Origin of the sequence: Streptomyces lydicus, assembly GCF_004125265.1 — a bacterium.
Lineage (GTDB): Bacteria > Actinomycetota > Actinomycetes > Streptomycetales > Streptomycetaceae > Streptomyces > Streptomyces lydicus_C.
This window is the reverse complement of sequence record NZ_RDTE01000003.1, coordinates 4852719-4877671: the sequence shown is the minus strand read 5'-3', so window position 1 is coordinate 4877671 and position 24953 is coordinate 4852719. Positions and strand designations below refer to the sequence as shown.

19 protein-coding genes and 3 tRNA genes are annotated in these 24953 nt (G+C 72.9%); 12 read left to right on the top strand and 10 right to left on the bottom strand.

The features are described from left to right. Positions 1 to 270: 270 nt before the first annotated feature. The 8 genes from D9V36_RS23875 (at position 271) to D9V36_RS23840 (ending at position 5310) form a co-directional block, all read left to right on the top strand. Positions 271 to 591 carry a histone-like nucleoid-structuring protein Lsr2 gene (locus D9V36_RS23875; RefSeq protein WP_086720559.1) on the top strand — a complete coding sequence of 107 codons (321 nt, stop codon included), beginning with the start codon at positions 271 to 273 and terminating at the stop codon, positions 589 to 591. 119 nt (positions 592 to 710) lie between these two features. Beyond that, a tRNA-Gly gene (locus tag D9V36_RS23870) sits at positions 711 to 782 on the top strand. A 79-nt stretch (positions 783 to 861) separates the two neighbouring features. Beyond that, a tRNA-Gly gene (locus D9V36_RS23865) sits at positions 862 to 934 on the top strand. A 427-nt stretch (positions 935 to 1361) separates the two neighbouring features. Further along, complete coding sequence (locus tag D9V36_RS23860) at positions 1362 to 2222, top strand: ABC transporter ATP-binding protein (protein ID WP_129298642.1); 861 nt, start codon at positions 1362 to 1364, stop codon at positions 2220 to 2222. After that, positions 2219 to 3037, top strand: a complete 819-nt coding sequence (locus D9V36_RS23855; RefSeq protein ID WP_129295573.1) for an ABC transporter permease — start codon at positions 2219 to 2221, stop codon at positions 3035 to 3037. The genes D9V36_RS23860 and D9V36_RS23855 overlap by 4 nt, the downstream gene beginning before the upstream one ends. Before the next feature lie 36 nt (positions 3038 to 3073). After that, positions 3074 to 4354, top strand: a complete 1281-nt coding sequence (locus D9V36_RS23850) for a sensor histidine kinase (RefSeq protein WP_129295572.1) — start codon at positions 3074 to 3076, stop codon at positions 4352 to 4354. A gap of 188 nt (positions 4355 to 4542) precedes the next feature. Then, the gene (locus tag D9V36_RS23845) at positions 4543 to 5184 is read left to right on the top strand and encodes a response regulator transcription factor (protein ID WP_241721005.1); all 642 of its coding nucleotides are present in this window, start codon (positions 4543 to 4545) and stop codon (positions 5182 to 5184) included. Between the two features lie 53 nt (positions 5185 to 5237). After that, positions 5238 to 5310 (top strand) — tRNA-Gly (locus D9V36_RS23840). 172 nt (positions 5311 to 5482) lie between these two features. On the opposite strand, the gene D9V36_RS23835 is transcribed toward D9V36_RS23840, so the two are convergent. Further along, the gene (locus tag D9V36_RS23835; protein WP_129295571.1) at positions 5483 to 6382 is read right to left on the bottom strand and encodes a phosphoribosylaminoimidazolesuccinocarboxamide synthase; all 900 of its coding nucleotides are present in this window, start codon (positions 6380 to 6382) and stop codon (positions 5483 to 5485) included. Positions 6383 to 6523: 141 nt separating this feature from the next. After that, entirely contained in the window at positions 6524 to 7879 is a 1356-nt protein-coding gene (locus D9V36_RS23830; protein WP_241721004.1) for an MFS transporter, read from the bottom strand. Between the two features lie 101 nt (positions 7880 to 7980). Here D9V36_RS23830 and D9V36_RS23825 point away from each other — a divergent pair, with 101 nt between their 5' ends. Beyond that, entirely contained in the window at positions 7981 to 8880 is a 900-nt protein-coding gene (locus D9V36_RS23825) for a LysR family transcriptional regulator (protein WP_129295570.1), read from the top strand. Positions 8881 to 8928: 48 nt separating this feature from the next. Here the strand turns inward: D9V36_RS23825 and D9V36_RS23820 are convergent, their stop codons facing one another. From D9V36_RS23820 to purD, 3 genes are all read right to left on the bottom strand, one after another. After that, complete coding sequence (locus D9V36_RS23820; protein ID WP_129295569.1) at positions 8929 to 10410, bottom strand: N,N-dimethylformamidase beta subunit family domain-containing protein; 1482 nt, start codon at positions 10408 to 10410, stop codon at positions 8929 to 8931. A 323-nt stretch (positions 10411 to 10733) separates the two neighbouring features. Then, entirely contained in the window at positions 10734 to 12593 is a 1860-nt protein-coding gene (locus tag D9V36_RS23810) for a hypothetical protein (protein ID WP_241721003.1), read from the bottom strand. Positions 12594 to 13112: 519 nt separating this feature from the next. Continuing rightward, complete coding sequence (gene purD / locus D9V36_RS23805; RefSeq protein ID WP_129295567.1) at positions 13113 to 14387, bottom strand: phosphoribosylamine--glycine ligase; 1275 nt, start codon at positions 14385 to 14387, stop codon at positions 13113 to 13115. Positions 14388 to 14810: 423 nt separating this feature from the next. On the opposite strand from purD, the gene D9V36_RS23800 reads away from it, so the two are divergent. After that, positions 14811 to 15575 carry an SLATT domain-containing protein gene (locus D9V36_RS23800; RefSeq protein WP_129295566.1) on the top strand — a complete coding sequence of 255 codons (765 nt, stop codon included), beginning with the start codon at positions 14811 to 14813 and terminating at the stop codon, positions 15573 to 15575. Positions 15576 to 15870: 295 nt separating this feature from the next. Here D9V36_RS23800 and D9V36_RS23795 read toward each other — a convergent pair whose 3' ends face one another. From D9V36_RS23795 to D9V36_RS23780, 4 genes are all read right to left on the bottom strand, one after another. Next, complete coding sequence (locus tag D9V36_RS23795; protein WP_129295565.1) at positions 15871 to 16521, bottom strand: hypothetical protein; 651 nt, start codon at positions 16519 to 16521, stop codon at positions 15871 to 15873. Between the two features lie 95 nt (positions 16522 to 16616). Continuing rightward, positions 16617 to 17294 (bottom strand): GntR family transcriptional regulator, encoded by a 678-nt coding sequence (locus tag D9V36_RS23790; protein WP_129295564.1) that lies wholly within the window; start codon positions 17292 to 17294, stop codon positions 16617 to 16619. Positions 17295 to 17455: 161 nt separating this feature from the next. Next, complete coding sequence (locus D9V36_RS23785) at positions 17456 to 18823, bottom strand: aspartate aminotransferase family protein (protein ID WP_129295563.1); 1368 nt, start codon at positions 18821 to 18823, stop codon at positions 17456 to 17458. 188 nt (positions 18824 to 19011) lie between these two features. After that, positions 19012 to 19824: a polyphosphate polymerase domain-containing protein gene (locus tag D9V36_RS23780; RefSeq protein WP_129295562.1), complete on the bottom strand. Its 813-nt coding sequence runs from the start codon at positions 19822 to 19824 to the stop codon at positions 19012 to 19014. Between the two features lie 558 nt (positions 19825 to 20382). Between D9V36_RS23780 and D9V36_RS23775 the strand changes: the two genes are divergently transcribed. Together D9V36_RS23775 and D9V36_RS42200 are read left to right on the top strand one after the other, a co-directional pair. Next, complete coding sequence (locus D9V36_RS23775; RefSeq protein WP_431357697.1) at positions 20383 to 22068, top strand: serine/threonine-protein kinase; 1686 nt, start codon at positions 20383 to 20385, stop codon at positions 22066 to 22068. A gap of 152 nt (positions 22069 to 22220) precedes the next feature. After that, positions 22221 to 24071, top strand: a complete 1851-nt coding sequence (locus D9V36_RS42200; protein ID WP_241721002.1) for a serine/threonine-protein kinase — start codon at positions 22221 to 22223, stop codon at positions 24069 to 24071. A gap of 47 nt (positions 24072 to 24118) precedes the next feature. Here the strand turns inward: D9V36_RS42200 and D9V36_RS23765 are convergent, their stop codons facing one another. Further along, positions 24119 to 24952, bottom strand: coding sequence for a M48 family metallopeptidase (locus D9V36_RS23765; protein ID WP_241721001.1), 834 nt, complete (start codon positions 24950 to 24952; stop codon positions 24119 to 24121). Position 24953: the final 1 nt, after the last annotated feature.

The window sequence follows — 24953 nt, the reverse complement described above, 5'->3', positions numbered from 1 at the left end:
GGTGTCCTCACAGTACCGTGTTCGAAAATCTACGCGCATAGATATGCGGACGGCCGGATCACGGCCCGGTATCGGAGGGAGTGCAGCTCAGGAAAAATTCTCGAAAAGATCCGGGGTCCGGATTGCGGGAAGACACGCTGACGAAATTAAATGGGCTTCACAATGCAATGCCCATCGCTGTACAAATGAAAAAGCATTGATCCCAATCAGCCGGATCCGGAGCATCACCCCACGTCAACAAGGGGTCGCTCCACGAAAGGACCGATATCCGTGGCGCAGCGCGTAGTAGTAACGCTCTCCGATGACATCGACGGAGGAGAAGCCGCAGAGACGGTCGCCTTCGGATTGGACGGGAAGTCGTACGAGATCGACCTCAATCCAGCCAATGCGAAGAAACTGCGCGGCGCTCTCGCCCCGTTCGTGGAGGCCGGCCGCAAGCGGGCCAAGTCCGGCAAGGCCTACCACCGCACCGCGGTGAACCCCGACCCCGCGGCCGTCCGCGCCTGGGCACGGTCCCACCAGATGGACGTCCCCCCGCGCGGCCGGATCCCCAAGAAGGTCTACGAGGCCTTCAACGCCGCCAACCACTAGCCGACTTCGGCGCGTCCCCCGGCCCGGGCACAGCCGACTTGCACAGCACCCCTACTGATCAGCTAGAGTCTGGAACACGCCGAGGGGCGAGGCCGAAAGGCCGGACCTCACGGAGTCACGCGGGTGTAGCTCAGTAGTAGAGCGCCCTCTTTCCAAGAGGGAGGCGCAGTGTGCAATCCCTGTCACCCGCTCTGACAGCTCGACCGTTCCCGGTCACGGGATCAGGTACAGTAGCTGTCGCGCCGCTCGGTGAAAGCCGAGTGGATGCCTGCGGACGTAGCTCAGTTGGTAGAGCGCAACCTTGCCAAGGTTGAGGTCGCGAGTTCGAGCCTCGTCGTCCGCTCAGAAAGAGAAGGTCCCGGTCATTGCGACCGGGGCCTTCTTCCTTTTCCGGCGATCACCTCGCACCCGGCTCCTTCACTCTCCGTCGCGCCCTCCCTCTTCCCCCTCTTCCGGCGTTGGCAACTGACATTTGTCATCGGCTGCGATGACAGGACGCACTGCCCGGAAACGCGATCCGGCGGAACGCTGGACTCATGAACATCGGGGAGAAAACCATCGCGGAGGCCGGCCGCGGCGTCGCCGGGAACACCGGCTCCGGCGTCGGTGTGATCGAAGTCACCGAACTCCGCAGGCGCTACGGCTCGGCCGGACGGCGCGGGAAAGAGACGCGCGAGCCGGGCCGGGGGAAGTCGTCCGGAGGGCAGCCGGAGGGGCGCAGCCGGCCGGGTGGGCGGAGCCGGTCCGGCGCGCAGGAGAGCTATGAGGCCGTGAAGGGCATCGACTTCACCGTCGACCGGGGCGAGCTGTTCGCGCTGCTCGGCACCAACGGTGCGGGCAAGACCTCCACCCTCGAACTGCTGGAGGGCCTGGCCGCGCCCACGTCCGGGCGGATCCGGGTCCTCGGCCATGATCCGTTCCGGGAGCGGGAAAAAGTGCGGCCCCATATCGGCGTCATGCTGCAGGAGGGCGGATTCCCCGCCGAGCTGACACCGGCGGAGACCCTGCGGATGTGGGCGGGGTGCACCACCGGGGCGCGCCCGGTCGAGGAAGCCCTCGGCTCCGTGGGACTGGACCGCCGCAAGGACGTCCGGGTCAAGCAGCTGTCCGGCGGCGAGCGCCGGCGGCTGGATCTCGCCCTCGCGCTGCTGGGGCGGCCCGAGGTGCTGTTCCTGGACGAGCCGACGACCGGGCTGGACACCGAGGCGCGTCATGCCACCTGGGAACTGGTCCGCGAGCTGCGGGACTCCGGCACCACGATCGTGCTGACCACGCACTATCTCGAAGAAGCCGAGGAGCTGGCGGACCGGCTGGCGATTTTGCACGGCGGGCGGATAGCGGCGGCGGGGTACGTCGCGGACGTGGTCGCCGCGCACCCCTCGCACCTCTCCTTCGAGCTGCCCGACGGATTCCACGTCGGCGATCTCCCGCCACTGGGGGAACTGGGAGTCACCGGCCATGAGACGACCGGGCGCACGGTCCGGCTGCGGACGGACGAACTGCAGCGGACCGCGACGGGGGTGCTGGTCTGGGCGCAGGACAAGGGGATAACGCTGCGCGGACTGGACGTCAGATCCGCATCCCTGGAAGAGGCATTTCTGCACATCGCAAAGGGGCTGGAGAACGCATGAGTGCAGGTACAAGCCAAGCTGTCGGCGATGCGCGGGGCGGAATTCCCGCGGAAACCCGCACCGCAGGCCGTCTGCAGGCCCTGGGGCGGGCCGAGTTGACGCTTCTCGTCCGTAACAAGTCCGCGCTGTACACCTCGTTGTTCCTGCCGATTGTGATGGCCTTCGCCATGCGGCAGGGGGTCGGTTCGATGAATCTGGCCGGCACGGGCTTGTCGGTCGGAACCGTGCTGTTGCCCGGCACTCTCGGCTGCGTTCTGGTCTTTGCCGTCTACTCCAACGTCACCGCCGCCTACGTCGCCCGGCGCGAGGAACTGGTGCTCAAGCGTCTGCGCACCGGAGAACTGCGGGATCTGGAAATACTGACCGGCACCGCGCTGCCCTCGGTGCTGATAGGGCTGGCGCAGTGCGTGCTCCTCGCCGCCCTCGGCGCTCTGGTGCTGGACACCGACCTGCCCACCGCACCGCACCTCCTGATCGCAGGAGTGCTGCTGGGCATGGTCACGGTCGTCGGGCTCGCAGCGGCGACCTCCGCCTTCGCGAGGTCGACCGAGTCCGCTCAGCTGATCGTGATGCCCTTCATCATGCTGTCGCTGGCCGGGTCCGGGGTAATGGTCCCCCTGGACATCTTTCCGGAGCGGATCGCCGAGTTCCTCGCGTTCCTGCCGCTGTCGCCGGCGATGGAGCTGATACGCGGCGGCTGGACCGGTGGCGGGGACCTCAAGGAGACGGTGGGGCAGCTGATCACCGGCTTGGCCTGGGCCGGGCTCGCGCTGTTTGCTGTGCAGCGGTGGTTCCGCTGGGAGCCGCGGCGCTGACGGCGCAGGAGATCGGGCAACGGGGGCGGGCAGCGCATGATCGGGCAACTACGGGCGATGTGGCGGCGGCGGAGCCAGGTCGGCATGGTCGAGGCGTACTTCCGCTGGACGCTGTACGCCATTCCCTGGCTCCCTGTGATCGGCGGGGTGATGCCCGTCATGGGCCTCACCGGCGGCAGCCCGTTGCTGGTCGTCCTGGCCGTCGGCGCCAGTGGGCTGAACGTGGTTCAGGGGGCGCTGTCCCTTCCGCTGTTGAACCGGGCGCTCAACCGCTACCTGAAACTGGGGGCGACGCCGCGCGGCCTGCTGCTCGTCTCGGGGGTGCTGACGTTCGCCGCCGAAGTCGCGTTGGTCGCGCTCGTCGCGTTGATCATGGTCAACGGCATCGGCCACGACCGCGACGAAACCCTGTCCACGGTGTGCATTGCGATCAGCGCCAGCCTCACCCCGTTCTTCATGGCGCACAGCCTGGTGGTGCCCAAGCGGCAGTTCCTGGCAGCGCTGGCCGCCGCCACGGCCGGACTCATCCTGCTGTTCGGGGCGTGCACGGGCGCCTGGCTGGGGTCACTGGCCGTGGCGATTCTGCTGGTCCTCACCGGCCTGTGGAGCTTTGTGATAGCGCGGCCCACGGGCTGGCTGCTCGGTGTGGTCCGGAAACTGGACGCAGCACGCGGTACCGAGGCACGGCTCGCGGTCGCCGAGGAACGGCTGCGGTTCGGCCGGGATCTGCACGACGTCATGGGCCGGAATCTGGCGGTGATCGCCCTGAAGAGCGAGCTGGCCGTCCAGCTCGCCCGGCGGGAGCGGCCGGAGGCCGTGGAGCAGATGGTGGAGGTACAGCGGATCGCCCAGGAGTCCCAGCGCGAGGTACGGGAGGTGGTGCGCGGCTACCGCAAGGCCGATCTGCGGGCGGAGTTGACCGGGGCCCGCTCCATCCTGCGGGCGGCCGGGGTGGACTGCCGTATCGAGGGCGAGGACGAGACGCGGCTGCCGCCGGAGGTGGAGTCGGCGCTCGGCTGGGTCGTACGCGAAGGCACCACGAACGTCCTGCGGCACGCCGCCGAGGTGCGGCACTGTGTGGTGCGGACCCTGATCGATCCGCACCGCTCGCTCCTCGTGATGACCATGGAGAACGACGGTGTCACCACTCACCGTCCGGTCACCACCGGGGCCGGCTCGCTGCCCGGCAGCGGCCTCAAGGGACTGCGGGAACGGCTGCAGCCCTTGGGCGGCACCCTGGCATCGGGCCCGGTCCTGCAGGGCTCCTACCGTTTGACGGTCGAGCTGCCGATAGCGATGGGGGCGGTGACGGGGTAGGGAGGGAAAAGGGTACGGACGGGACGGGCGAACGGTGCGGGGCCGGGGTTCGGCGCAAGGGCTCGGCACGGGGATCGGTGCGGTACAGGGGTCTGGTGCGGTGCGGGGATCTGGTGCGGGGGTTCGGCACAGGGACTCGTCGCGGTTCGGCACGGGGGTTCATGGTCGGCGGGGAGGTGGGGCGGCAGGTGAGTGACGAGGTGCGGGGCGAGGTGCGGGGCGAGGTGATCCGGGTGTTGCTCGCGGATGACGAGCATCTGATCCGGGGAGCGCTGGCGGCGTTGCTGTCGCTGGAGGACGACCTGCTGGTGGTGGCCCAGGCGGCGTCGGGACCGGAGGCACGGGCGATGGCCCGGGCCCACGAGCCGGATGTGGCGGTGCTGGATCTGCAGATGCCGGGGGCGGACGGTGTGGCAGTGGCCACATCTCTGCGGGGCGAGGTGCCGGGGTGCCGGTCCATGATCGTGACGAGTCACGGCCGGCCGGGGCATCTGAAGCGGGCGCTGGAAGCCGGGGTGCGGGGGTTCGTGCCGAAGACGGTGTCGGCGCAGCGGCTGGCGGAGATCATACGCGCGGTCCATGCCGGAAACCGTTATGTGGACCCGGAGTTGGCGGCGGATGCGATCAGTGCCGGGGAGTCCCCGCTGTCGGCCCGGGAGGCGGAGGTGCTGGAGTGCGCCGAGGACGGGGCGCCGGTCGCGGAGATCGCGGAGCGGGCCTCGCTGTCGCCGGGGACGGTGCGGAACTACCTCTCGTCGGCGACCGCGAAGCTGGGTGCGGAGAACCGTCACGCCGCGGCGCGCCTCGCCCGCGAGCGAGGTTGGCTATAGTGGTGCCCGCACCGCGCGGCGGCGACTGGTTTCAGGAGCTGTGCACGGAGCATGCGGACGTAGCTCAGTTGGTAGAGCGCAACCTTGCCAAGGTTGAGGTCGCGAGTTCGAGCCTCGTCGTCCGCTCAGCAGGAGAAGGCCCCGGCCGGCAGTGATGTCGGACGGGGCCTTTTCGTATGCGCGGGGCCTTTCGTGTGCGCGGGACCTTTCTGTGCGCGCCACCTGTTCTCCGGCCCGGGCACGGATCCGGGCGGGACCGAGACCCGGCCCGGGGTAAGGCCCCGGGCCGGACAAGGGCTCATGCCCAGCTGAGACCCGTAAGGCGTTCGTAGGCCTCGACGTACTTGGCGCGGGTGCTCTCGACGATCTCGTGCGGGAGGACGGGCGGCGGCAGCGTGCCCGTGCGGTCCCAGGCCGCGGCGGGAGAGGTCAGCCAGTCGCGGACGAACTGCTTGTCGAAGGACGGCTGGGCGCGGCCCGGCTGCCACAGGTCGGCCGGCCAGAAGCGCGAGGAGTCGGGCGTCAGGACCTCGTCGGCCAGGGTCAGCTGCTCACCGTCGAAGCCGAACTCGAACTTGGTGTCGGCCAGGATGACGCCGCGCTCGCGGGCGATGTCGCGGGCCCGGCCGTAGACGGCGAGGGTCGTCTGCCGGAGCTGGGCGGCTACCTCGGCGCCGATCTGGTGGACGACCTCCTCATAGGAGACGTTCTCGTCGTGGTCACCGACGGCGGCCTTGGTGGCCGGGGTGAAGATCGGCGCAGGGAGCTCGGAGCCGTCGACGAGGCCTTCGGGGAGGGCCAGCCCGCAGACGGTACGGGTCTGCCGGTATTCGGCGAGGCCGGAGCCGGTGAGGTAGCCGCGGGCCACACACTCGACGGGGACCATCCGCAGCGACTTGCAGACCAGGGTGCGGCCCGCCCAGTCGGCGGGGGCGCCGGCCGGGACGTCGGTGGAGAGGACGTGGTGGGGGGCCAGATCGGAGAGCTGCTCGAACCACCACAGGGACAGCTGGGTGAGGATGCGGCCCTTTTCGGGGATCTCGGTGGGCAGCACCCAGTCGTAGACGGAGGTGCGGTCGCTGGCGACCATGATCAGGTCGCCGGCGGCGTTCTGGTAGAGGTCGCGCACCTTGCCGGTGTGAAGGTGGGTGAGCCCGGGAACCTCCACCGGCTCAGGCTTTTCTACAAAACCGGGCACGCTTCCTCCGCGTAGGTTGATCCAGGAGTCATACCGATTCTCCCTCACGCGGGCCGGTGGTGGCGGACGGGGGCCGGGCACGCCGGGAGGGCCGCGCTTCGGGCGGTGCGAGCCGGGCTTCAGGCGGCACGGGGCGGGGCGTCAGGCGGTGGGGCGGGCACCCCGGCGGGCGCACCGGCGGGTACCCCGGCGGGCGATCAGCGCGAGGGTGGCCGCGGCCGGGACGACCATCGCGAGCAGCACCGTGGCCGGGGCGAACAGGCCGGTGAGCAGCGTGATCGCGTACGGGGTGCAGAAGCCCAGGTAGCACAGGGCCCAGAAGCGGGCGGTCAGGCGGGCCAGCCCGTCCGGAGGCGCCAGGGCGGCGACCTCGGTGAGGCCGTATGCCACGCACAGTCCGTACCCGGCGCCGAGTACGGCGGCGGCGAGCAGTGCGGCGTCCGGCCGGATGCGGGCGACCGCGAAGGCGGCGAGGAGCAGGCCGGCGATGACGGCGGCGAGTCCGGCCACGGCGGTGGCGATGCGGTGCCGGGCGGCGAGGCGTCGGGCGAGGGGGGCGATGAGCAGGCCGGTGCCGGGGGTGACGGCGGTGACGATCCCGGCGTACACGGTCTGCCAGCCGGTGAGGCCCGCATCCACGAGCCCGGGGAGGGTGGCGAGGGCGATGCTGGGAGCGACGAACACCCAGGGGGCGACGGGGGCGACCAGGCGACGGAAGGCCGGGGCGGAGGCGGGGGCAGGCTCGGGCCGGGCGGGAGACAGCTCCACCGCAGGTCCGTGCGGTGCGGAGGACAGCCCTGCCGCAGGCCCGGGGCGCGTGGTCGCCGGTGTCGTCGCGGGGGCGTCGGGCGTCCGGGCCGTCTCCCGGTGGCCGGTGCGGGCCGTTTCCGGGGTGCGGGACGCCAGGAGCGCGGCTGTCGCGGAGAGGGCGAGGTGGGGCAGGTAGGCGGTGGTCATGGGAGCCGGGGCCCACTGCGCTATCAGCGCCGCCACCAGCCCGCCGGTGGCGAAGCCCGCGGAGAGGAAGAGTCCCGAACGGCGGGCCGCGGCGCCGGCCGTCGAGTGGGTGTCGTACGGGGGCGAGGACAGTTCCTTGATCCAGGCGCTGCCCGCGCTGAGCAGGGCGCCGGCCCCGATACCGGTCAGGAAGCGCCCGGGCCACAGCAGGCCGGTGGCCACCGAACCCGCCATCAGCAGCACGGTCGCCAGCGCGGAGAGCGCGAGAGCGGCGAGGACGACGGGGCGGCGGCCGCGGCGGTCGGCGGCCGGACCGCCCAGGAACAGACCGGGGATCAGACCCAGGACGTAAACGCCGAAGAGGGCGGTGGTCGTGGCCCCGGTCAGACCGAGGTCCGCACGGTAGGCGCCGAGGAGGGCGGAGAACTGGTTGGCGCTCCAGCCCGAGGCGGTCATCACCCAGCCCGTGCGCAGCCAGTGGCGATGGCGGATCGGACGGCGGGTGGCCCGGGAGGGAGCAGGGGGTGCCGTGGTCGTCATGGAACGTTGTGTACGGGCCGGGCGGGCAGCGGCGCCTCCCCCGTTCAGGAAATCTGAACGGTCCCCGTTGGCGGCGCGGGTCCGGAATTATCGTGGGCCGCATGGATCTGCGGCGGCTCTCCTCCTTTCTTGCCGTGGTCGAGGAGGGGCACTTCGGGCGGGCGGCGGCCCGGCTGTTTCTGTCTCCCGCGGCGGTGACCGGCCATGTGCAGCAACTGGAGCGGGAGTTCGGCACCGTCCTGCTGGAGCGCAGCCCCGTGGCGCCGACCGCGGCAGGGCGGCGGCTGGTCTCCCACGCCCGTACGCTGCTCGCCGCCGCCAACGCCGCCATGGACGATGTGGCGGACGCGGCGCAGCGGACGGCACCGGCCCGGCCGCTGCGGGTCGGTGTCATGGGGCACGGATCGGCCGAGGTGACCCCGGCCGCGATCAGCGCCTTCCGCCGGGCGCGGCCCGACGTCCCCGTGTCGCTGGTGCAGCTGACCTTTACCGAGCACTGCAGTGCGCTGCGCGAGGACCGGGTGGACGTGGCGTTCGTGCGGCCGCTGGTCCGCAGTGCGGAGATCGAGGCCGATGTGCTGACGACCGAGCAGCGGATCGTGGCGGTGCCGTCGGCGTCCTCGCTCGCGGACGCCGCGCACGAAGGGGTGCGGATGGCGGACGTCATCGACCTGCCGTATCTGCGGCTGCCCTCGCACACACCGCAGCCCTTCGCCGACTACCTGTACTTCACCGAGGGCCGGCGGCGCGGCCTCGACTACGCGCTGACCCCGCAGGATGTGCTGACGAGCGTGGCGGCGGGGCGGGGAGCGGGGTCGGGGCTGAAGTCGTTCGCGCGCTACTACCCGTGGCCGGGAGCGGTGTTCGTGCCGGTACTGGATGCGCCGTGGGCGCAGAGTGTCCTCGCCACTCGTGTCGGGGACCCGAATCCGGAGGTGCGGATCTTCCGGGCGCTGACGGTCGCGCTGGCACGGGAGCTGGGGCCGGCGGCCGCGCGGTAGCGGGCGGGACCTCCGCGCGGAGGGGCCTGCCCGCGCCTCCCCGTGGGCTCAGTCGCGTTTGCAGATGCGGTCGAGGAGGTTGGCGGTGGCGCGTTGGATGCGTTCGTCGACATGGCCGGGGCGGTCGAGGGCGGGGGACCAGGCGAAGGTGCCGGAGGCGAAGACCCAGGCGCCGCTGGGGGCGCGGTAGAGGGAGGTCTCCTGATGGCGGCGGGCGCCTTCGCTGTCGCGGTAGGGGGAATGGGCGAGCAGGATGCGTTCGGTGTGCTCGGGGAGGTTGGTGCGCGGGAAGTAGCGGTCGGCCTCGCCGGCGACCAGACCGGGGAGCTCGTCGCCTTCGTGCGCGCCGGTGGCATCCCACAGCCAGTGGCCGCCGTTGCGTACGACCATGGGGGCCGGCTCGGGGACCCGGCCGGCGTACTGGATGCCCATCAGCCGCTGTTCGGGGTTCCCCAGCTCCCGCCAGAGCGCGGGGCGTCCGGGTCCCTGCCGCTTGCGGCAGTGCAGCAGCGCGTCCGGGCCCGAGGGCGAGGGGGAGAGATCGACCTGCCAGTACATGGTGTTGGCGGACAGGAAGACGAGCGAGGTGCCGTTGTCGCGGGCGTGCTCGACCGTACGGCGCATGGGCACCGACCAGTACTCGTCATGGCCGGGGAAGACCAGGCCCCGGTAGCGGGACGGGTCGACGCGGCCGGCGTGCAGATCGCGGGCGTCGGCGTAGGCGAGGTCGTAGCCGTAGCGCTCGGCCCAGCGGATGAAGTCGTAGGCATGGCCGACGTGGAGGGGCAGTCCCGCACCGGCGTAGGGGCGGTCGAAGGAGACGGTGGTGGCGGCGTCCGCTTCGCCGAGCAGCGCCCCCTCCTCGTCCCAGGCGTGGTAGAGGCTGGCGCCGGTCCGGCCGTCCTCCGGATAGAGGTTGTAGGCCTGCCAGGTGATGTCGGGCAGCAGCAGGAGGAGATCGGCGGGCTGGTGGTCGCGGACCGTGAAGGGGATGTGGGAGCGGTAGCGGCCGTCGGCGGTGGTGAGCACGGCGACATAGGCGCCGAGCTGCCAGGACGTGGGCACCTGGAGGCGCCAGGAGAGCCACCAGTGGTGGCAGGAGGCCGTGCGGTCGGCGGTCAGCGGGGGCGGCTGGACGATACCGGCCAGGCGGGGGCTGGTGGTGATCTTGGAGGCGCCGGCGCCCCGGTAATGGCCGATGCGGTAGATGTCGATGTTGAACGGCTGGGGCGGGTCCACCGAGACGCGGAAGTCGATGGCCTCGCCGGGTGCCACCGCGCCGGGGCCGGCGAAGCCCTTGATCTGGCGGTGGACGTCATCGGCGGTGCGCGGGCCGTTGTGCTTACCGGGTTCGGGCACCGGCAGCGCCCCCTTGGCGACGGCGGGGTCGACGTACCAGGGAATGATGCGGCCGGAGTCGAAGTAGTTCTCGCTGCCGCGCAGCCAGGGCAGCGGGCCCTGTCCGAACGGGTCCGTGACCGCGTGGGCGAGCGCACCCGATTCCCAGCGCCTGATCTGATCCGTCGCCACCTTCACTCCCCTCCCACATCCCCCACCGTTCGCAGCCGATCGGGCCGCCACTGCGTCCGGCCGTTGCCGGGCAAACCCGGCCGGCCATCCCCCAGCACATCACATTACGCACTCACTTCGTCACCCTTCGTCGTGAATTTAGAGGGTGCAGCCCCCGAAATGCGAACTGGAAGGGAACATTCAGCCGGTAGTGCGGGAGCCCCGGGACGAGGCGCCCGGCCCCCGCCCGGCGGATAAGTGCGGCGTTCCGGCCATTCGGGCCGCCCCAGCCGTCCCGGTCGTCCCGGCCGTCCCAGCCATCCCGGTCACCCCAGCCGTCCCGGTCATACCAGCCGGACCGGCTTCTCGGGGCGTACGCCGACCGTCGTCAGCCAGCCGCGCAGCGGCTCCGCGTCGCCGTCGTCGACCAGGCTGAGGACCGGGCGGCCGAGGTCGGCACGGCGGGCGCCGTCGACCAGCAGCGCCGGGCCGTCGAGCCAGTCCAGACCGGGGGCGGCACCCGCGGTGTCGACGGCGGCACAGCAGACCATGGCGGTGACGTGGTCGGCGAGGAGTTCGCGCCCCGTACGGGGCGGCTGCAGGGGGAACAGCGGGAGGCCGCCCTCGGACACCATGCCGTCGCCCCAGGCCACCCCGATGCCGGCGTCCTGCGCCGCGCCGCAGCGGGCGGCCTGGCGGGCCGCTTCCTCGCGCTCCTCGCGCTCGACCTCCGCGCCCAGCCGGGCGGCCACCAGATCACCCGCCCGCTCGTCCTGGACGAGCCGGTCGATGACACGGGCCAGAGTGGGGCCCGGGGCCGGTGCGGCCGGCGGGTCGTCGCGGCGGCCGGCGGACGAGGGCTCGCCGGCGGGATGGTCGGTGGACGACGGGCCGCCGGCCGGGCGGTCCGCCGGGTGGTGGCCGGCGGGCGTACGCGAGGAGGAGCGGGCGTACGAGAGGGGTGGGGCGCGGTCGGGGTCCGGGGCCGCCGGAGTGGGCGGGGCCGCCGGGAGCGGGGCCGCCGGGAGGTTGTCGAGGACGCGGTGGAGGCGGGCGGCCTCCAGGCGCCATTTGCGGTCCACGACCTCTTCCGGGTACTGGCTCCAGCCGACCGGCGACCAGTCGGGCCCGGGCTCGGCCGGGCCGCCGTGGAAGAGGCGGGCGGCCAGCAGGGAGGCGGCGCGGTCGATGGCGCCCGGCTCCTCCAGGAGGTCGCAGGCCGGGCGCTCGCCGAGACGGGAGGCGAAGCCGTTGGCGAGGCGGTCGCGGCGGGAGAGTTCGGTGAGCGCGGAGACCACACCGGCGTCCAGCCGGGACGGCCAGCGGCCCATCCGCCAGGCGGGCAGCGCCACCCGGGTCAGCAGCCGGTCCCAGCCCGCGTAGGCGAGGCCGACCTGCTCCTGGGCGACGATCCGCAGGCCGTAGTCGACGGTCTGCGCGCGCTCGGAGGCGGCGGCGGCGACGGCGCGCTCCATGATCGTGGCGTGTTCGCGGCCGGCCCGCAGCAGCAGTCGCGCCACCCGGCCCACGAAGCGCAGCGGGAGGGCGCGCAGCGGGCCCCGGGCGCGGGCCGATACGGCGACGGCGGCATCCAGGCCGCGGATGAAGCGGCGGGCGGCCGCTATGTCGGGGTGGGCGGACGGGCCGGTGCCGGCGACGACCGGGGCCAGCAGGGCGCGCAGCTCGGCGACCCGCATCCACCACAGGAAGGGCGAGCCGATGACCAGGACCGGCGCCTCGGCCGTCCGGCGCCCTTCACGCGGCGTGGCTCCCCTGCCGCGGCGCGGCGGGCCGTGGGCACGGTGCGTACGGTCCTCCAGCCAGCTGTCGCAGTCCGGGGTGAGCGCTATGGCCGAGGGCGCGGGGACCTCCAGGCGGTCGGCGAGATCGCGGACCAGCCGGTAGAGATCGGGGGCCGACTTCTCGGAGATCGGCACGGACGGGCTGAGGGCGGGTCTGGCGCGCGCGACGACGGCCGCGACCAGCGCCGCCAGGAGCAGGCTGAGCACCGCGAGACCGCCGACGATCCAGCCGGCCAGCTCCCAGCCGGTGCCCGCGCCGAGGTGGCCGGTCGCCCGGCCGGTGAACAGCACCACGGCCACGGCCGCCGGCAGCAGCGCGACGGCCAGCGCCGTGCTGCGGATCCGCAGCACGGCAAGGGCGCGGGCACGCGCCGCCAGGACGCCTGTTTCCGGACTTGCCACGAGCCTGTACACCCCCTGCTGTCCTGAGGGAACCGGACGGAGAGAACACGGGACGGACGTACGAGAATTGCGCGGTGAGTGGAGCGAGGGCACTCCACCACCACTGTGGCACCGGCCACTGACATCGCAATGCCGGTGAGCCACTTGCCGGACGCCGCCGCGGCAGCCGTGCCGGATTCCGGCCCGGTGACCACAGGACGCTTGCGCCGCACCCTAGTTGGGGGTGTGGGCCTCGTCAGCCGTATACCTGGTGCGGTCACTCGATGGAATGGCTTTGGGCAAAGCCGGGAACTCGTGTGCGGTGGCTATGGGCCGTGGACGCCTCGGCCCGGTCTCCCCCGAGAGGCCTGGGGCATATGTCACGGTATGTGGCATATGCCCCAGAAGAGATGTCACCCAAGAGGCCACCGAGGACGGGACCGGACACGGCGGCCGCAACGCCCGCGACGCCCACGACAGGCGCGTCCGTGCGGCCTGTGTGCTCCCGGCCCGGCCCGGCGGGTCGGGGACGGACGGGTCCTAGGCGCCCTGCGCCCCCGCGTCCGCGTCCGCGACCTTGGCGGCGATGTCCGTGCGGTGCTGCGAGCCGTCCAGGGAGATCCGGCCGACGGCGCGGTAGGCGCGCTGCCGGGCGGTGGTGAGGTCGGAGCCGGTGGCGGTGACGGACAGCACCCGGCCGCCCGCGCTGAGCACCGCGCCGCTCTCGTCCCGCTTGGTGCCGGCGTGCAGGACGTACGCCTTGGGGCCGTCCTGCTCCGCGACGTCGTCGAGGCCGTCGATCGGGTCGCCGGTGCGCGGGGTGTCCGGGTAGTTGTGGGAGGCGATGACGACGGTGACCGCCGCGCCGTCGCTCCAGCGCAGCGGCGGGAGGCCGGCGAGGGTGCCGGTGGCCGCGGCGTGCAGCAGACCGGCGAGCGGGGTCTTGAGGCGGGCGAGGACGACCTGGGTCTCCGGGTCGCCGAAGCGCGCGTTGAACTCGATCACCCGCACCCCGCGCGAGGTGATCGCCAGGCCCGCGTAGAGCAGCCCGGAGAAGGGGGTGCCGCGGCGGCGCAGCTCGTCGACGGTGGGCTGCAGGACGGTGGCCATGACCTCGTCGACCAGCTTGGGGTCGGCCCAGGGCAGCGGGCTGTACGCGCCCATGCCGCCGGTGTTGGGGCCCTGGTCTCCGTCGTGGGCGCGCTTGAAGTCCTGGGCGGGCTGCAGCGGGACGACGGTGACGCCGTCGGTGACCGCGAAGAGCGAGACCTCGGGGCCGTCCAGGAATTCCTCGATGACCACGCGGTCGCAGGCCAGGGCGTGCGCACGGGCCGCCTCGACGTCGTCGGTCACCACGACGCCCTTGCCGGCGGCCAGGCCGTCGTCCTTGACGACGTACGGGGCACCGAAGGCGTCCAGGGCCTCGTCGATCTCTTCCCGGGTGGTGCACACATAGCTGCGGGCGGTGGGAACGGCCGCGGCGGCCATCACGTCCTTGGCGAAGGCCTTGGAGCCCTCCAGCTCGGCGGCCTGGGCCGAGGGGCCGAAGACCGGGATGCCGCGGTCGCGTACGGCGTCGGCGACGCCCGCCACCAAGGGGGCCTCGGGACCGACGATGACCAGGTCGGCCTGCAGACCGGCGGCGAGTTCGGCGACGGCCGCGCCGTCGAGGGCGTTGACCCCGTGCAATTCGGCCACCTCGGCGATACCGGCGTTGCCGGGAGCGCAGTGCAGCGCGGTGACGTCGGGGTCGAGGGACAGAGAGCGGCACAGGGCGTGTTCGCGGGCGCCGCCGCCGATGACGAGGACCTTCACGGTGGCAGCCTAGACGAGAGCGCCCGCCGCCCCGACGTCGGCCGGGCCGGGGCCGGCGCACCGGCCCGGGGCGGCCGGAAACCGTGCGTCGCCCCGGTGGCAACTCTTTCGGGTGAGACGGTCGGCCGCCTTATATCCGATCACGCACCACTTCCGGGCGGAAAGAGCGTGATCGTGGGGCCGAAGCCAGCCGTTCGGCGGTAGGAAGGGGGCCGGGCGCAACGGCCGTCTCGTATGTCACGCAGGCACCGCCCGTAGGTGGCACGGATGCGCCGCCATGTCACGGACGTGCCGCGCGTGTGCGTCACGCAGGCGTCGCGCCGGTACGTCACGCGTAAACGTCTGCGTCACGCGGAGGCATCACGCACCGCAGGTGCCCGTGGAGAGCTACAGAGGCTGTGGAGACAGAGAGGGAGTGCACGGGTGAGTCATCCGGAGATGCAGCCCGAGGGGCCCCCTCGGGAGGGCAGCCCCACCCGGGAGAGCGGCAGCCGGGGCCGCGGCCGGAGGGATCTCGCGGGGCGGGTCTTCCCGCTCGGCGACTGGGGGGAGCCGACCGACCGCCTGGACGCGCTCTATCTCTGGAGCGAGGAGGGCGCGCTGCGCAGCGCCGACTGGTATCTGCGCGGCCGGCGGGCCAAGCGCCGCGGTGCGCGGATGCTGCGGGCGGGGGCCGCGGCCGGGATGACGGCGGGCGGGGTGCTCCCGCTGCTGGATCTGGCCGGGATCCGGCAGGGCGGGGCGCCCTGGGGCGCGCTGTCGCTGCTGCTGGCGGCGGTGTGTGTGGGCTGCGACCGGTATTTCGGGGTGACCGCCGGCTGGATGCGGGACCTGGCGACCGCCCAGGCGATTCACCGGCGGCTGGAGGCGCTGCAGTTCGACTGGGCGGTGGAGAGTGTGCGCGAGGTGCTCGGGCCGGCCGAGGGCACGGCGGGTGAGGCGGCCGAGCGCTGTCTGGGCCTGCTGCGGCGGTTCAACGAAGACCTCGGGGAGCTGGTACGGGCCGAGACCGCCGACTGGATGGCGGATTTCCGGGCCGATTCGCTGCGGTTCGCCGCGGCCCGCGGGGGCGGCTTCGCCGCCGTGGAAGCGCGTCGGGAGGAGTCGGGGGCGCCGGGGCGGTTCGCGGTGCCGGAGCGGGTGCGGCCGAATATGCCGCGGCAGCGGCCGCCCGACGCGACGCGCTGAGCGCTTGCTTTGCTTCCCACGTTTTCGGCTTTCCCGCCGTGGGGGTTACCCGCCGTTGCGCCTGGCGGCGGGCGGGGTCCGCTGCGCGGGGCTGTGGGTGCGGTGACGGGCCTCCGGGGCCTGGTGTGTGGACTGCTTCGCTTTACGCTCCGCTGCGCTCCGCCTTTGCTCTTTTTCGGAGCCTTCGGAAGCAAAGCCCCACACCCCTGCCCCTCCGGCCCGCCCCCTCCCGTAAGTGGGTGGGAATCAGGTGGTGGGTGGGGACGGTTCGTGGGCAAAGTGCGGGTGGTGCGGGTCAGCTGAAGACGATCATGGAGCCTTGGCCGAGGCTTCGGGTGGCGGCTGCGTGGAGGCCTAGCCATACGTGCCGTTCCCGGGCGAACGGGCTGTCGTCCAGGGGGATCTCGCCCGCCCGTTCCTCCAGGGAGGTGGGGCCGGCCGGGGGCGCGGGGGCGGCCGGTGGATTGGCCGGATCGATACCGAGGGATGGCGCAACAAGTTCGAGGTCGCGCAGCAGACCGTGCGAGGAACCCAGCGGGCCGCCGCCCTCCAGCAGTTCGTCGTTGGCGAGCGGGTGCGGGAAGTCGACCGGGACGTAGGCGCCGGCGTGGTCGTAGTGCCACACGAGATGGGACTGCTGCGCGGTGGTCTCGAACATCTCCAGCAACTGCTCGTAGTCGCCGCCCAGTTCGTCGACCGGGGTCACTTCCAGGTTGCACAGCCGCAGCAGGTAGGCGCGGCGCAGGAAGTGCAGGGCGTCGTAGTCGAAACCGGCGACGGGGGCGACGTCTCCGGACAGACCGGGCATATAGCTGAAGACCGGGACCGCTGGCAGACCCGCTTCCGTCAGGGCCTTGTCGTAGGCGGCGATCTCTTCGGAGAACGGGTTGTCGGGGCTGTGGCACAGCACATCGACGAGGGGTACCAGCCACAGGTCACATGCCACGAGTGCGGTCTCGCTTCCGGTCGGGGACGGGGACACCGGCGCACGTACAGCTACGGGTACGGCCCATTACGGCCGATGGTCGGGACAGCGTAGTGCTACCCGCGCGTTCCGACGAGAGCGAGGGAGTGCTCGTTGTAGTCGGCGATCAGCCGCTGGGCCGCGGGCAGGTCGTGCTGGAGCAGGGCGTCGGCCAGCGCGCTGTGGCCCTGCCACAGATGCCCCCTGAGGTCGCCCTCGCGGCGCAGCAGCGGCACCGCGAACATCCAGGTCTGGACGCGGATCCGGTCCAGGAAGTCGCTGATGTAGGCGTTGTTCACGATGCTGCTGAGCTCGCGCCAGAACCGCAGGTCGTAGCCGATCAGGACGTCCAGGTCGCCGCCCCGCGCGGCCCGTTCGGCCTCGTCGGCGCGGCGCCGGATGGAGATCAGCACCTCGGCGGGGGTTTCGCGCAGGGCGCGGTCGGCGCCGCTGCGGAAGATGCCCTCGATGATCAGGGTGCGGGCCTCGACCATGGCGCGGAAGTCGTCGGCGGTGAAGGCGTGCACCTTGAAGCCGCGGTGCTGTTCGACGTCGAGCAGGCCCTGGGCGCAGAGGTCGAGCAGTGCCTCGCGCACGGGGGTGGCGGAGACGCCGTACTGCTCGGCGATCTCCTTGACGGTGAAGGGGTGGCCGGACGGCAGCCGGGCGGCCAGGACCTCGTCGCGCAGCGCGTCGGCGATCTGCTGGCGCAGGGTGCTGCGTCGTATGACTGAGCTGTCTCCGACGGCGGCCATCGTGTGCGTCTCCTTCGACGTCCCTGACCGCGCAGGTGGGTGCGGCCCCCGCCCACGATAGGCGAGGGCCGCACCGCGATGCCGCCCGAGGTTACCGTCGGTCGGCCGGACGGCACGTCCGTGACCTGCGGTTCCGCCTCCGGCGGCGTCGCCTTGGGGGCTCAGACGGTGTGGGCGTCGGCCGCCGTCAGGGCCTCGTCGAGGGCGGCCAGGCCCTCCTTGGCCTCGGCCTCGGTGATGGTGCAGGCCGGGACGACATGCGTCCGGTTCATGTTCACGAAGGGCCACAGGCCGCCGCGCTTGCAGGCCGCGGCGAATTCGGCCATCGGGGCGTTGGCCGCGCCGGCGGCGTTGTAGGGGACCAGCGGCTCGCGGGTCTCCTTGTTCTTCACCAGGTCCAGGGCCCAGAAGACGCCCATGCCGCGGACCTCGCCGACGGACGGGTGGCGCTCGGCGATCTCGCGCAGCGCGGGGCCGATGACCCGCTCGCCGATCTCGGCGGCGTTCTCCACGATCCGCTCCTCGGCCATCGCGTTCATGGTGGCGACGGCGGAGGCGCAGGCCAGCGGGTGTCCCGAGTAGGTCAGACCGCCCGGGTAGGGGCGCTGGTCGAAGGTCGCGGCGATCTCGGCGCTGATCGCGACGCCGCCCAGCGGGACGTAGCCGGAGTTGACGCCCTTGGCGAAGGTCAGCAGGTCGGGGGTGACACCGAAGTGGTCGGCGGCGAACCAGTGGCCGGTGCGGCCGAAGCCCGCCATGACCTCGTCGAGGATGAAGACGATGCCGAAGCGGTCGCAGATCTCCCGGACCCCGGCGAGGTAGCCGGCCGGCGGGACCATGATCCCGGCGGTGCCGGGGACGGTCTCCAGGATGATCGCCGCGATCGACTGCGGGCCCTCGAAGGCGATGGTCTGCTCCAGGTGCGCGAGGGCGCGCTCGCACTCCTGCTCCTCCGTCTCGGCGTGGAAGGCCGAGCGGTAGAGGAACGGTCCCCAGAAGTGCACGACACCGGCCGAGGCGGTGTCGGAGGGCCAGCGGCGGGGGTCACCGGTCAGGTTGATCGCGGTGGCGGTGGCGCCGTGGTACGAGCGGTAGGCGGAGAGCACCTTGGCGCGGCCGGTGTGCAACCGGGCCATCCGGACCGCGTTCTCCACGGCCTCCGCACCGCCGTTGGTGAAGAAGATCTTGTCGAGGTCGCCGGGGGTGCGCTCGGCGACCAGCCGGGCGGCCTCGGACCGTACGTCCACGGCGAATCCCGGCGCGATGGTGCACAGCTTGGCGGCCTGCTCCTGGATCGCCGCAACGACCTTGGGGTGCTGGTGGCCGATGTTGGTGTTGACCAGCTGCGAGGAGAAGTCGAGGTAGCGGTTGCCGTCGTAGTCCCAGAAGTACGCGCCCTCGGCGCCGGCGATCGGCAGCGGGTCGATCAGGCCCTGCGCGGACCAGGAGTGGAAGACGTGCGCGCGGTCGGCGGCCTTGACGGCCGCGCCGGTTGACGGGTCGGCGGAGGCGGAGGGCGTCGTGGTCACGGTCAGTACCTCGGATCGGGTCGCTCGGGTCCGCCGTGGGACGGTCGCGGCGAACGCCCTCAGCGTAGGGATCACGGTCCGCCGGGCGGTACCGACACTGTGTGTGACTCCACCCACGACGCGCGGACATTCTGTCCAGAATCGTGGGCTTGCCCGCTGCGGGTGGCCCGTGGACCGCAGCCGGGTGGTCAGGCGGCCGTGGGAAAGGCCGTCCGCACCGCCTGGCGCCAGTGGTCGGCGGCCAGGTCCGGGCGCAGTGCCGACAGTCCGCCGCAGTAGCGGGTGAAGGCGGCGGGCGGGACGCCGTGGCCGCGCAGCAGCCGGTCCGCGTCGGTCAGCCGGTCCGCGTCGGTCAGCCGGCCGGCGGTCCGGATCTCGACGAGGACCAGTCCGCCGTCGGCGCGTACCGTGCGGCCGGACTCCGGGTCCCGGCAGCGCAGCGCGGCGTCACAGGTGATGCGCAGGCCGTCCGCGACGAAGGTGGCGCGGGTGTAGTCGGTCTCCAGGGCGCCGCCGAGGTCGGTGGGGGCCGCGAGGCCGTAGGCGCGGTCCAGTACGGCGGCGAGGAAGACGCGCGGGGCCGCGCCGAGGGCCGGGTCGCCCGGCAGCAGCGGCTGCCGGTGCTTGACCGTCTCGCCGCGCCGTCCCGTGAGCTTGACCTCGAACTGCCGCTCCCCGATGTCCTCGTAGTGCCGCTCGCGGATCGTGTAGCGCAGCGGCAGACCCTGGCGGTGGTCGTGGAAGGAGCGCAGGTCAGGGGTGTCGTAGTGGAGGGAGCGGTAGCTAAACCAGCGGCGTCCGTTGATGCACAGCGCCGCGAACGGCCCGCCCGGCCTGCGGCGGTCGGTGAGTTCGGCCGCGAAGGCGGCGAAGACCTCGACCGGGACGAGGTAGCGGCGGTCGAAACGGGCGAGGAGTTCGGCCCGCGCCTGGACGTCGGCGAGCGGCACCGGGCGCGCGGCCATGGCGGCGCGGGCGAGGGCGCGTACGGCGGGAATCACACGGTCTCCTTGGTGGTTGAGGGACGGGGAGAGGGGGCGTGCGGGGCCGGGGGCGCGCTGTTCCGTCGTGGTTCCGTTGCTGTTCCGCTGTCGGGCCGTGGGCGTATGCCGAGGTCGGTGGCGGGGCGGTCGCGGTGCCCGCCGTGGGCGTGGTGTCGCGGGCGGAGCCGAGACCGGGGGCGCGGGTGGTCGTCGGGGTACGCGTACGACGATCCTCGCCCGTCGGAAAGTTCCGGGACGCGAAAACAGACATCCGGGACCGTCGTATCCCGGCCACGGGCGGGCGGTTGATGGTGGCGCTGCCGGAACTCCCGGCGGAGTGGGAAGAGTTGGGCGGCGGTTCGGGAAGAGCCGGCCGGGGCTCCGGACAGCTCGGAGGAGCCGGCCTGGGTACCGGACACCGCCGGCTGCGGGGGTATGACGGCCTACGGCCTGCCGGGGGCCGAGGGGCCCTCGGTATCCTCACCGCGGAGGAGGGGGCGCGGGCAGCACGTGTGCACAGGGGGCCCGCCCACTCGCCCGGGGCAGGCGGATTCGGGGGAGAAGGGGCGGAAGATCGTGGAACGGCCAGGACATGCGGGGCGACTGGGGTGGCAGCGGCTGCTGGGGCGCGCGGACGGGCCGGCGGGGCTGATGCCGCTGGAGGCACAGGATCCGCCGCGGATCGGGGACTACCGCCTGCTCGGGCGGCTCGGCGAGGGCGGCATGGGGCGGGTGTTCCTGGCCCGTTCGGACCGCGGCCGTACGGTCGCGGTCAAGCTGGTGCGGGCTGAGCTGGCCGGTGAGGAGGAGTTCCGGGCGCGCTTCCGGCGGGAGGTGCGGGCGGCCCAGCAGGTCGCCGGGGAGTGGACCGCGCCCGTACTGGACGCGGACACCGAGGCCGAGACCCCCTGGCTCGCCACCGGCTATATCGCGGGGCCTTCCCTGCAGCAGGTCGTCGGCGGCAGCGGCACCCCGCTGCCCGAGCGGACGGTGTGGATCCTGGCCGCCGGGCTGGCCCGTGCGCTGGGGTCGATCCATGCCGCCGGGATCATCCACCGCGACCTCAAACCGTCCAACGTGCTGCTCACCATCGACGGGCCGCGGGTCATCGACTTCGGCATCGCGCGGGCCCTGGAGGCGGTGTCAGGCCACGGCGTGACGCATACCGGCGGGGCGATCGGCTCGCCGGGCTTCATGTCGCCCGAGCAGGTGCGCGGCGCGCCGCTGACCCCGGCCTGCGACGTCTTCAGCCTCGGTGCCGTGCTGGCGTACGCGGTGACCGGGCGGCAGCCGTTCGGGACCGCCGACAGCCTCGCGCACGCCGTGATGTTCCGTATCGCCCAGGAGGAGCCCGACCTCTCCGAGGTGCCCGAGGGACTGCGCGCGCTGATCGCCGCCGCGCTCGCCAAGGACCCCGGACAGCGGCCCACGCCCGCGCAGTTGGTGGCGCAGGCGGAGGGCGGCAGCGGTGCCGGGGACCGGCCGGGTGCGGACGACGAGCCGTGGCTGCCGGGGGCGTTGACCGCCCGGCTGGGCCGGCACGCCGTGGAACTGCTGGCGGCGGAGAACCCGCAGAACCGGGACGCCGCCGGGGACGGCGAACCGCCCACCGCCGTCGTGCCCATGCCCTCCGGACCGGGCCGCGCCCCTGCGACGCCGCCACCGCCGCCCCGGGACCCGGCGGCGTACCCGCCCGCCGACACCGCACCGCACGCTGACGCGGCGCCGGATCCCGCCCCGGCCGGTAAGCCGCCGCGCCGCCGCGGTGCCGGTGCCACCCTGGTCACCGCGGCCGCGCTGGTGCTCGCCGGGGCCGGTGCGGTCGCCGCGTACACCCTGATGAGCGCGGACGGGAGCGGTCTGCGGTCGACGGACACCGGCGACGCGGGCGGCACCGGCGCCCAGCGGACGGCGGGGTCCGCGAAGGGCAAGCTTCCCGCGGAGTACCTGGGCACGTGGGAGGCGACGCTGGGCGACTCCCACGACGAGGTCCGGCGCTTCACCCTCACCCAGGGCAAGGCCGGTGACATCGTGCTGACGATGACGGCGACCGGGGCGGAATACCGCTGTGAGTTCGCCGCCGCCCTGGCGAGTGCGGGGCCGCCGGTCCGCCTCGGCCCCTCCACCGTGGTCTCCGGGCCGGACGGCTGCTCCCCGGGTTCGCCGAGCACCCTGGAGATGGTGCACGGCAAGCTGCGCCGCATCTCCGACGACGGGAAGGCGCTGACCTACCACAAGCTGCCGTCCGAGAAGGGGAGCTGACGGGCCGTGGGGACGCGCCCGTCCGGGCACCGATTGTTCCCCCGTCGTGACGATCCCACGGCCCTGGCGCGATGCCCGGCCGCCTACGCTCTGAGCACGCCTGCTGCCGGAACGCGCCTCAGGCACACCACGACACGGGGGAGGACGCCCGGATGGACGGCCTGCGAGGGCTGACGGCCGACGATCCGCAGTGGATCGGGGACTACCGGCTGCTCAGCCGTCTCGGCAGCGGCGGGATGGGGCGGGTCTACCTCGCCCGTTCCGAGGGCGGCAGGACCGTCGCCGTGAAGCTGGTGAAGGCCGAACTCGCCGTCGAGGAGGAGTTCCGGGACCGCTTCCGGGCCGAGGTCGCGGCCGCGCGGCGGGTCGGCGGGCGGTGGACCGCGCCGGTGCTGGACGCGGACACCGAGGCCGCGGTCCCGTGGGTCGCCACCGGCTATATCGCGGGCCCGACCCTGAGCGAGGTCATCGGCAGCCCGTACGGCCGCCCCGGGAGCTACGGCCCGCTGCCGGCGCATTCGCTGCGGCGGCTGGCGTACGGACTGGCCTGCGCACTGCGCGACATCCACGGCGGCGGCCTGGTGCACCGCGACCTCAAACCGTCCAATGTGCTGCTGACCATCGACGGGCCGCGGGTCATCGACTTCGGTATCGCCCGCGCCCTGGACGGGGTCGGCGACCGGACCCGGACCCGCACCGGCACGGTGCTCGGCTCGCCCAGCTTCATGTCGCCCGAGCAGGTCCGGGGGCAGCGCGCCGGCCCGGCCAGCGATGTCTTCTGTGTGGGGTCGGTGCTGGCGTACGCGGCGATCGGCCGGCAGCCGTTCGGCAGTCTCGCCTCGGGCGTCCATGCCGTGATGTTCAAGATCGCGCAGGAGGACCCCGAGCTGGCGGGCGCGCCCTACGGCATCCGCGGTCTGCTCCAGGACTGCCTGGCCAAGGACCCGGCGGCGCGGCCGACCCCCGAGGAGATCGCCGACCGGACCGCTCCGGAGCCCGGCGGCCCCTTGGCCGCCCCCTGGCTGCCGGCGGAGCTGATCGCGCGCCTGGGAGCGCACGCCGTACGCCTCCTGGACACCGACACCCCGCCCGGGGGCCATCCGCCGACGCCGGCGCCCACGTCCACGTCCACGTCCGCGTCCACCTCCGCATCGGCGTCCACCAGGGCCACGCCCCTTCCCGCACCCGCTCCCCCGGCCGGGGCGGCACCGGCGCACCGCCGCCCCCGCTGGCTCCCCCTTCTCGCCACCGCCGTCGCCGCGGCCGCCGCCACCGCCGTCGCGGTCCCGCTGCTGAGCGTCGGCGCGGACGCCGGCGAGAGCCCGTCCGACATCCCCGCACGTTTCCTCGGCACCTGGTCGGGCCCGGTGCTGCGGGACGGGGAACCCACCGGGGGGCAGCGCCGGTTCGTGATCACCAACGGCAAGGTCGGCGAGGTGATCGCCAACAGCACCAGCCTCGGCACGACCTACGAGTGCCGCAGCGACGCCAAACTGGTGTCCGTCACGACGCACGACGGGCACCCGGCGCTCCGGCTGGACACCACGGTCGTACGGTCCGTGCCCGAGGGCCGCTGTGCCGCGCTGGGCGAGCACACCCTCGAAGCCGGCGACGGCGGCACCCTGTCCTGGGCTGCGGCGGGCCGCACCGCGACGCTGCACCGCACCGCACCGGCCGACACCGCCGTCCCGGCCGGCTACCTCGGCACCTGGCAGCGGCCGACCGACGACGGCACCCAGCGCCTCACCCTCACCCAGGCCCCGGCCGGCAGCACGGTCCTGACCACGACCGTCGTGGGCCGCGGCGGCCGCTGCACGGCGCACGCCGACCTCTACTCCGCCCAGGGCGGCAAACTGACCGTCGGCCCCTCGGTCGTCGACCGGCCCGCCCCCGGCTGCGCACCGGGCAGCAGCTCCGTCCTCCGCCTGAACCGCGACGGCACCCTGCACCGCGAGTTCCTGGGCGACGCCAAACAGCCGCGCACCTACTCCAGGACGAAGTAGGTGCGCGGCTGCCGCCGGGCGACTTCAGGCTTCCTGCTTCCTGTCCGCTACGGCTGCGTGCCCACGTCCCCCATCCACACCCGCCGTCCCAGCTCGTCCAGCTCGGCCTTCAAACGACGGCATTCCGGCAACGCTCTGCCCAACAACCGCCAGTAATCAGGTCCGTGTCCGGCAACCCGGACGTGGGCCAGTTCATGCGCGATCACGTAGTCGATGAGATGGATCGGCAGCTGGAAGACGGCCCAGTGCAGCGCCACACGGCCGCCGCCGTTCGGCCCGGCCCGGTATGTCCCCCACCGGTGGCCCAGGTCCCGGACCTCCACAGGCGGCTCAGCCACGTCCATACGTGCAGCCCACGGCTGCAACCGGCCCCGCACCCAACGCTGACCTGCCCTGCTGTACCACGCGGCGATGGCCTTCCGCGCCTGCTGCGGGTCTGCGGCCACCGACCTGCTCAGCCGCAGCCGGCCCGCCACCAGGCGCACCGGCGCATCTGAGCGGCCCTGGCCATCGTGGCTGTCGTCCTCGTGGCCCGCCGGCCCGTCCACGAGCAGCAACGGGTAATCCCGCCCGAGATAACGGTGGATTTCACCGTCGTACAGCGACCGCACGGGGTGCAACTGCCGTCGTTCCTCGCTCAGCAGCAGCTTGCTCTCGATCCATGGCCTGTTGTCCCGGACGAACTTCTCGGCCCGGTGACGGCGGCATTCCTCGGGAGTGCGCAAGGTGAGCGAGGCGTCTCTCTCGATGGTCAGCCCCAGCCGCGCACGGCGCGCACTGACCCGCACACGCAGGGACAGCCCGTCCACGACGAGCGTCTGCCCCTCGGCAAGACGCTCGTCGCCGGGCCCCTCGGCGGCAGGAGCAGACGGGCGGGACACC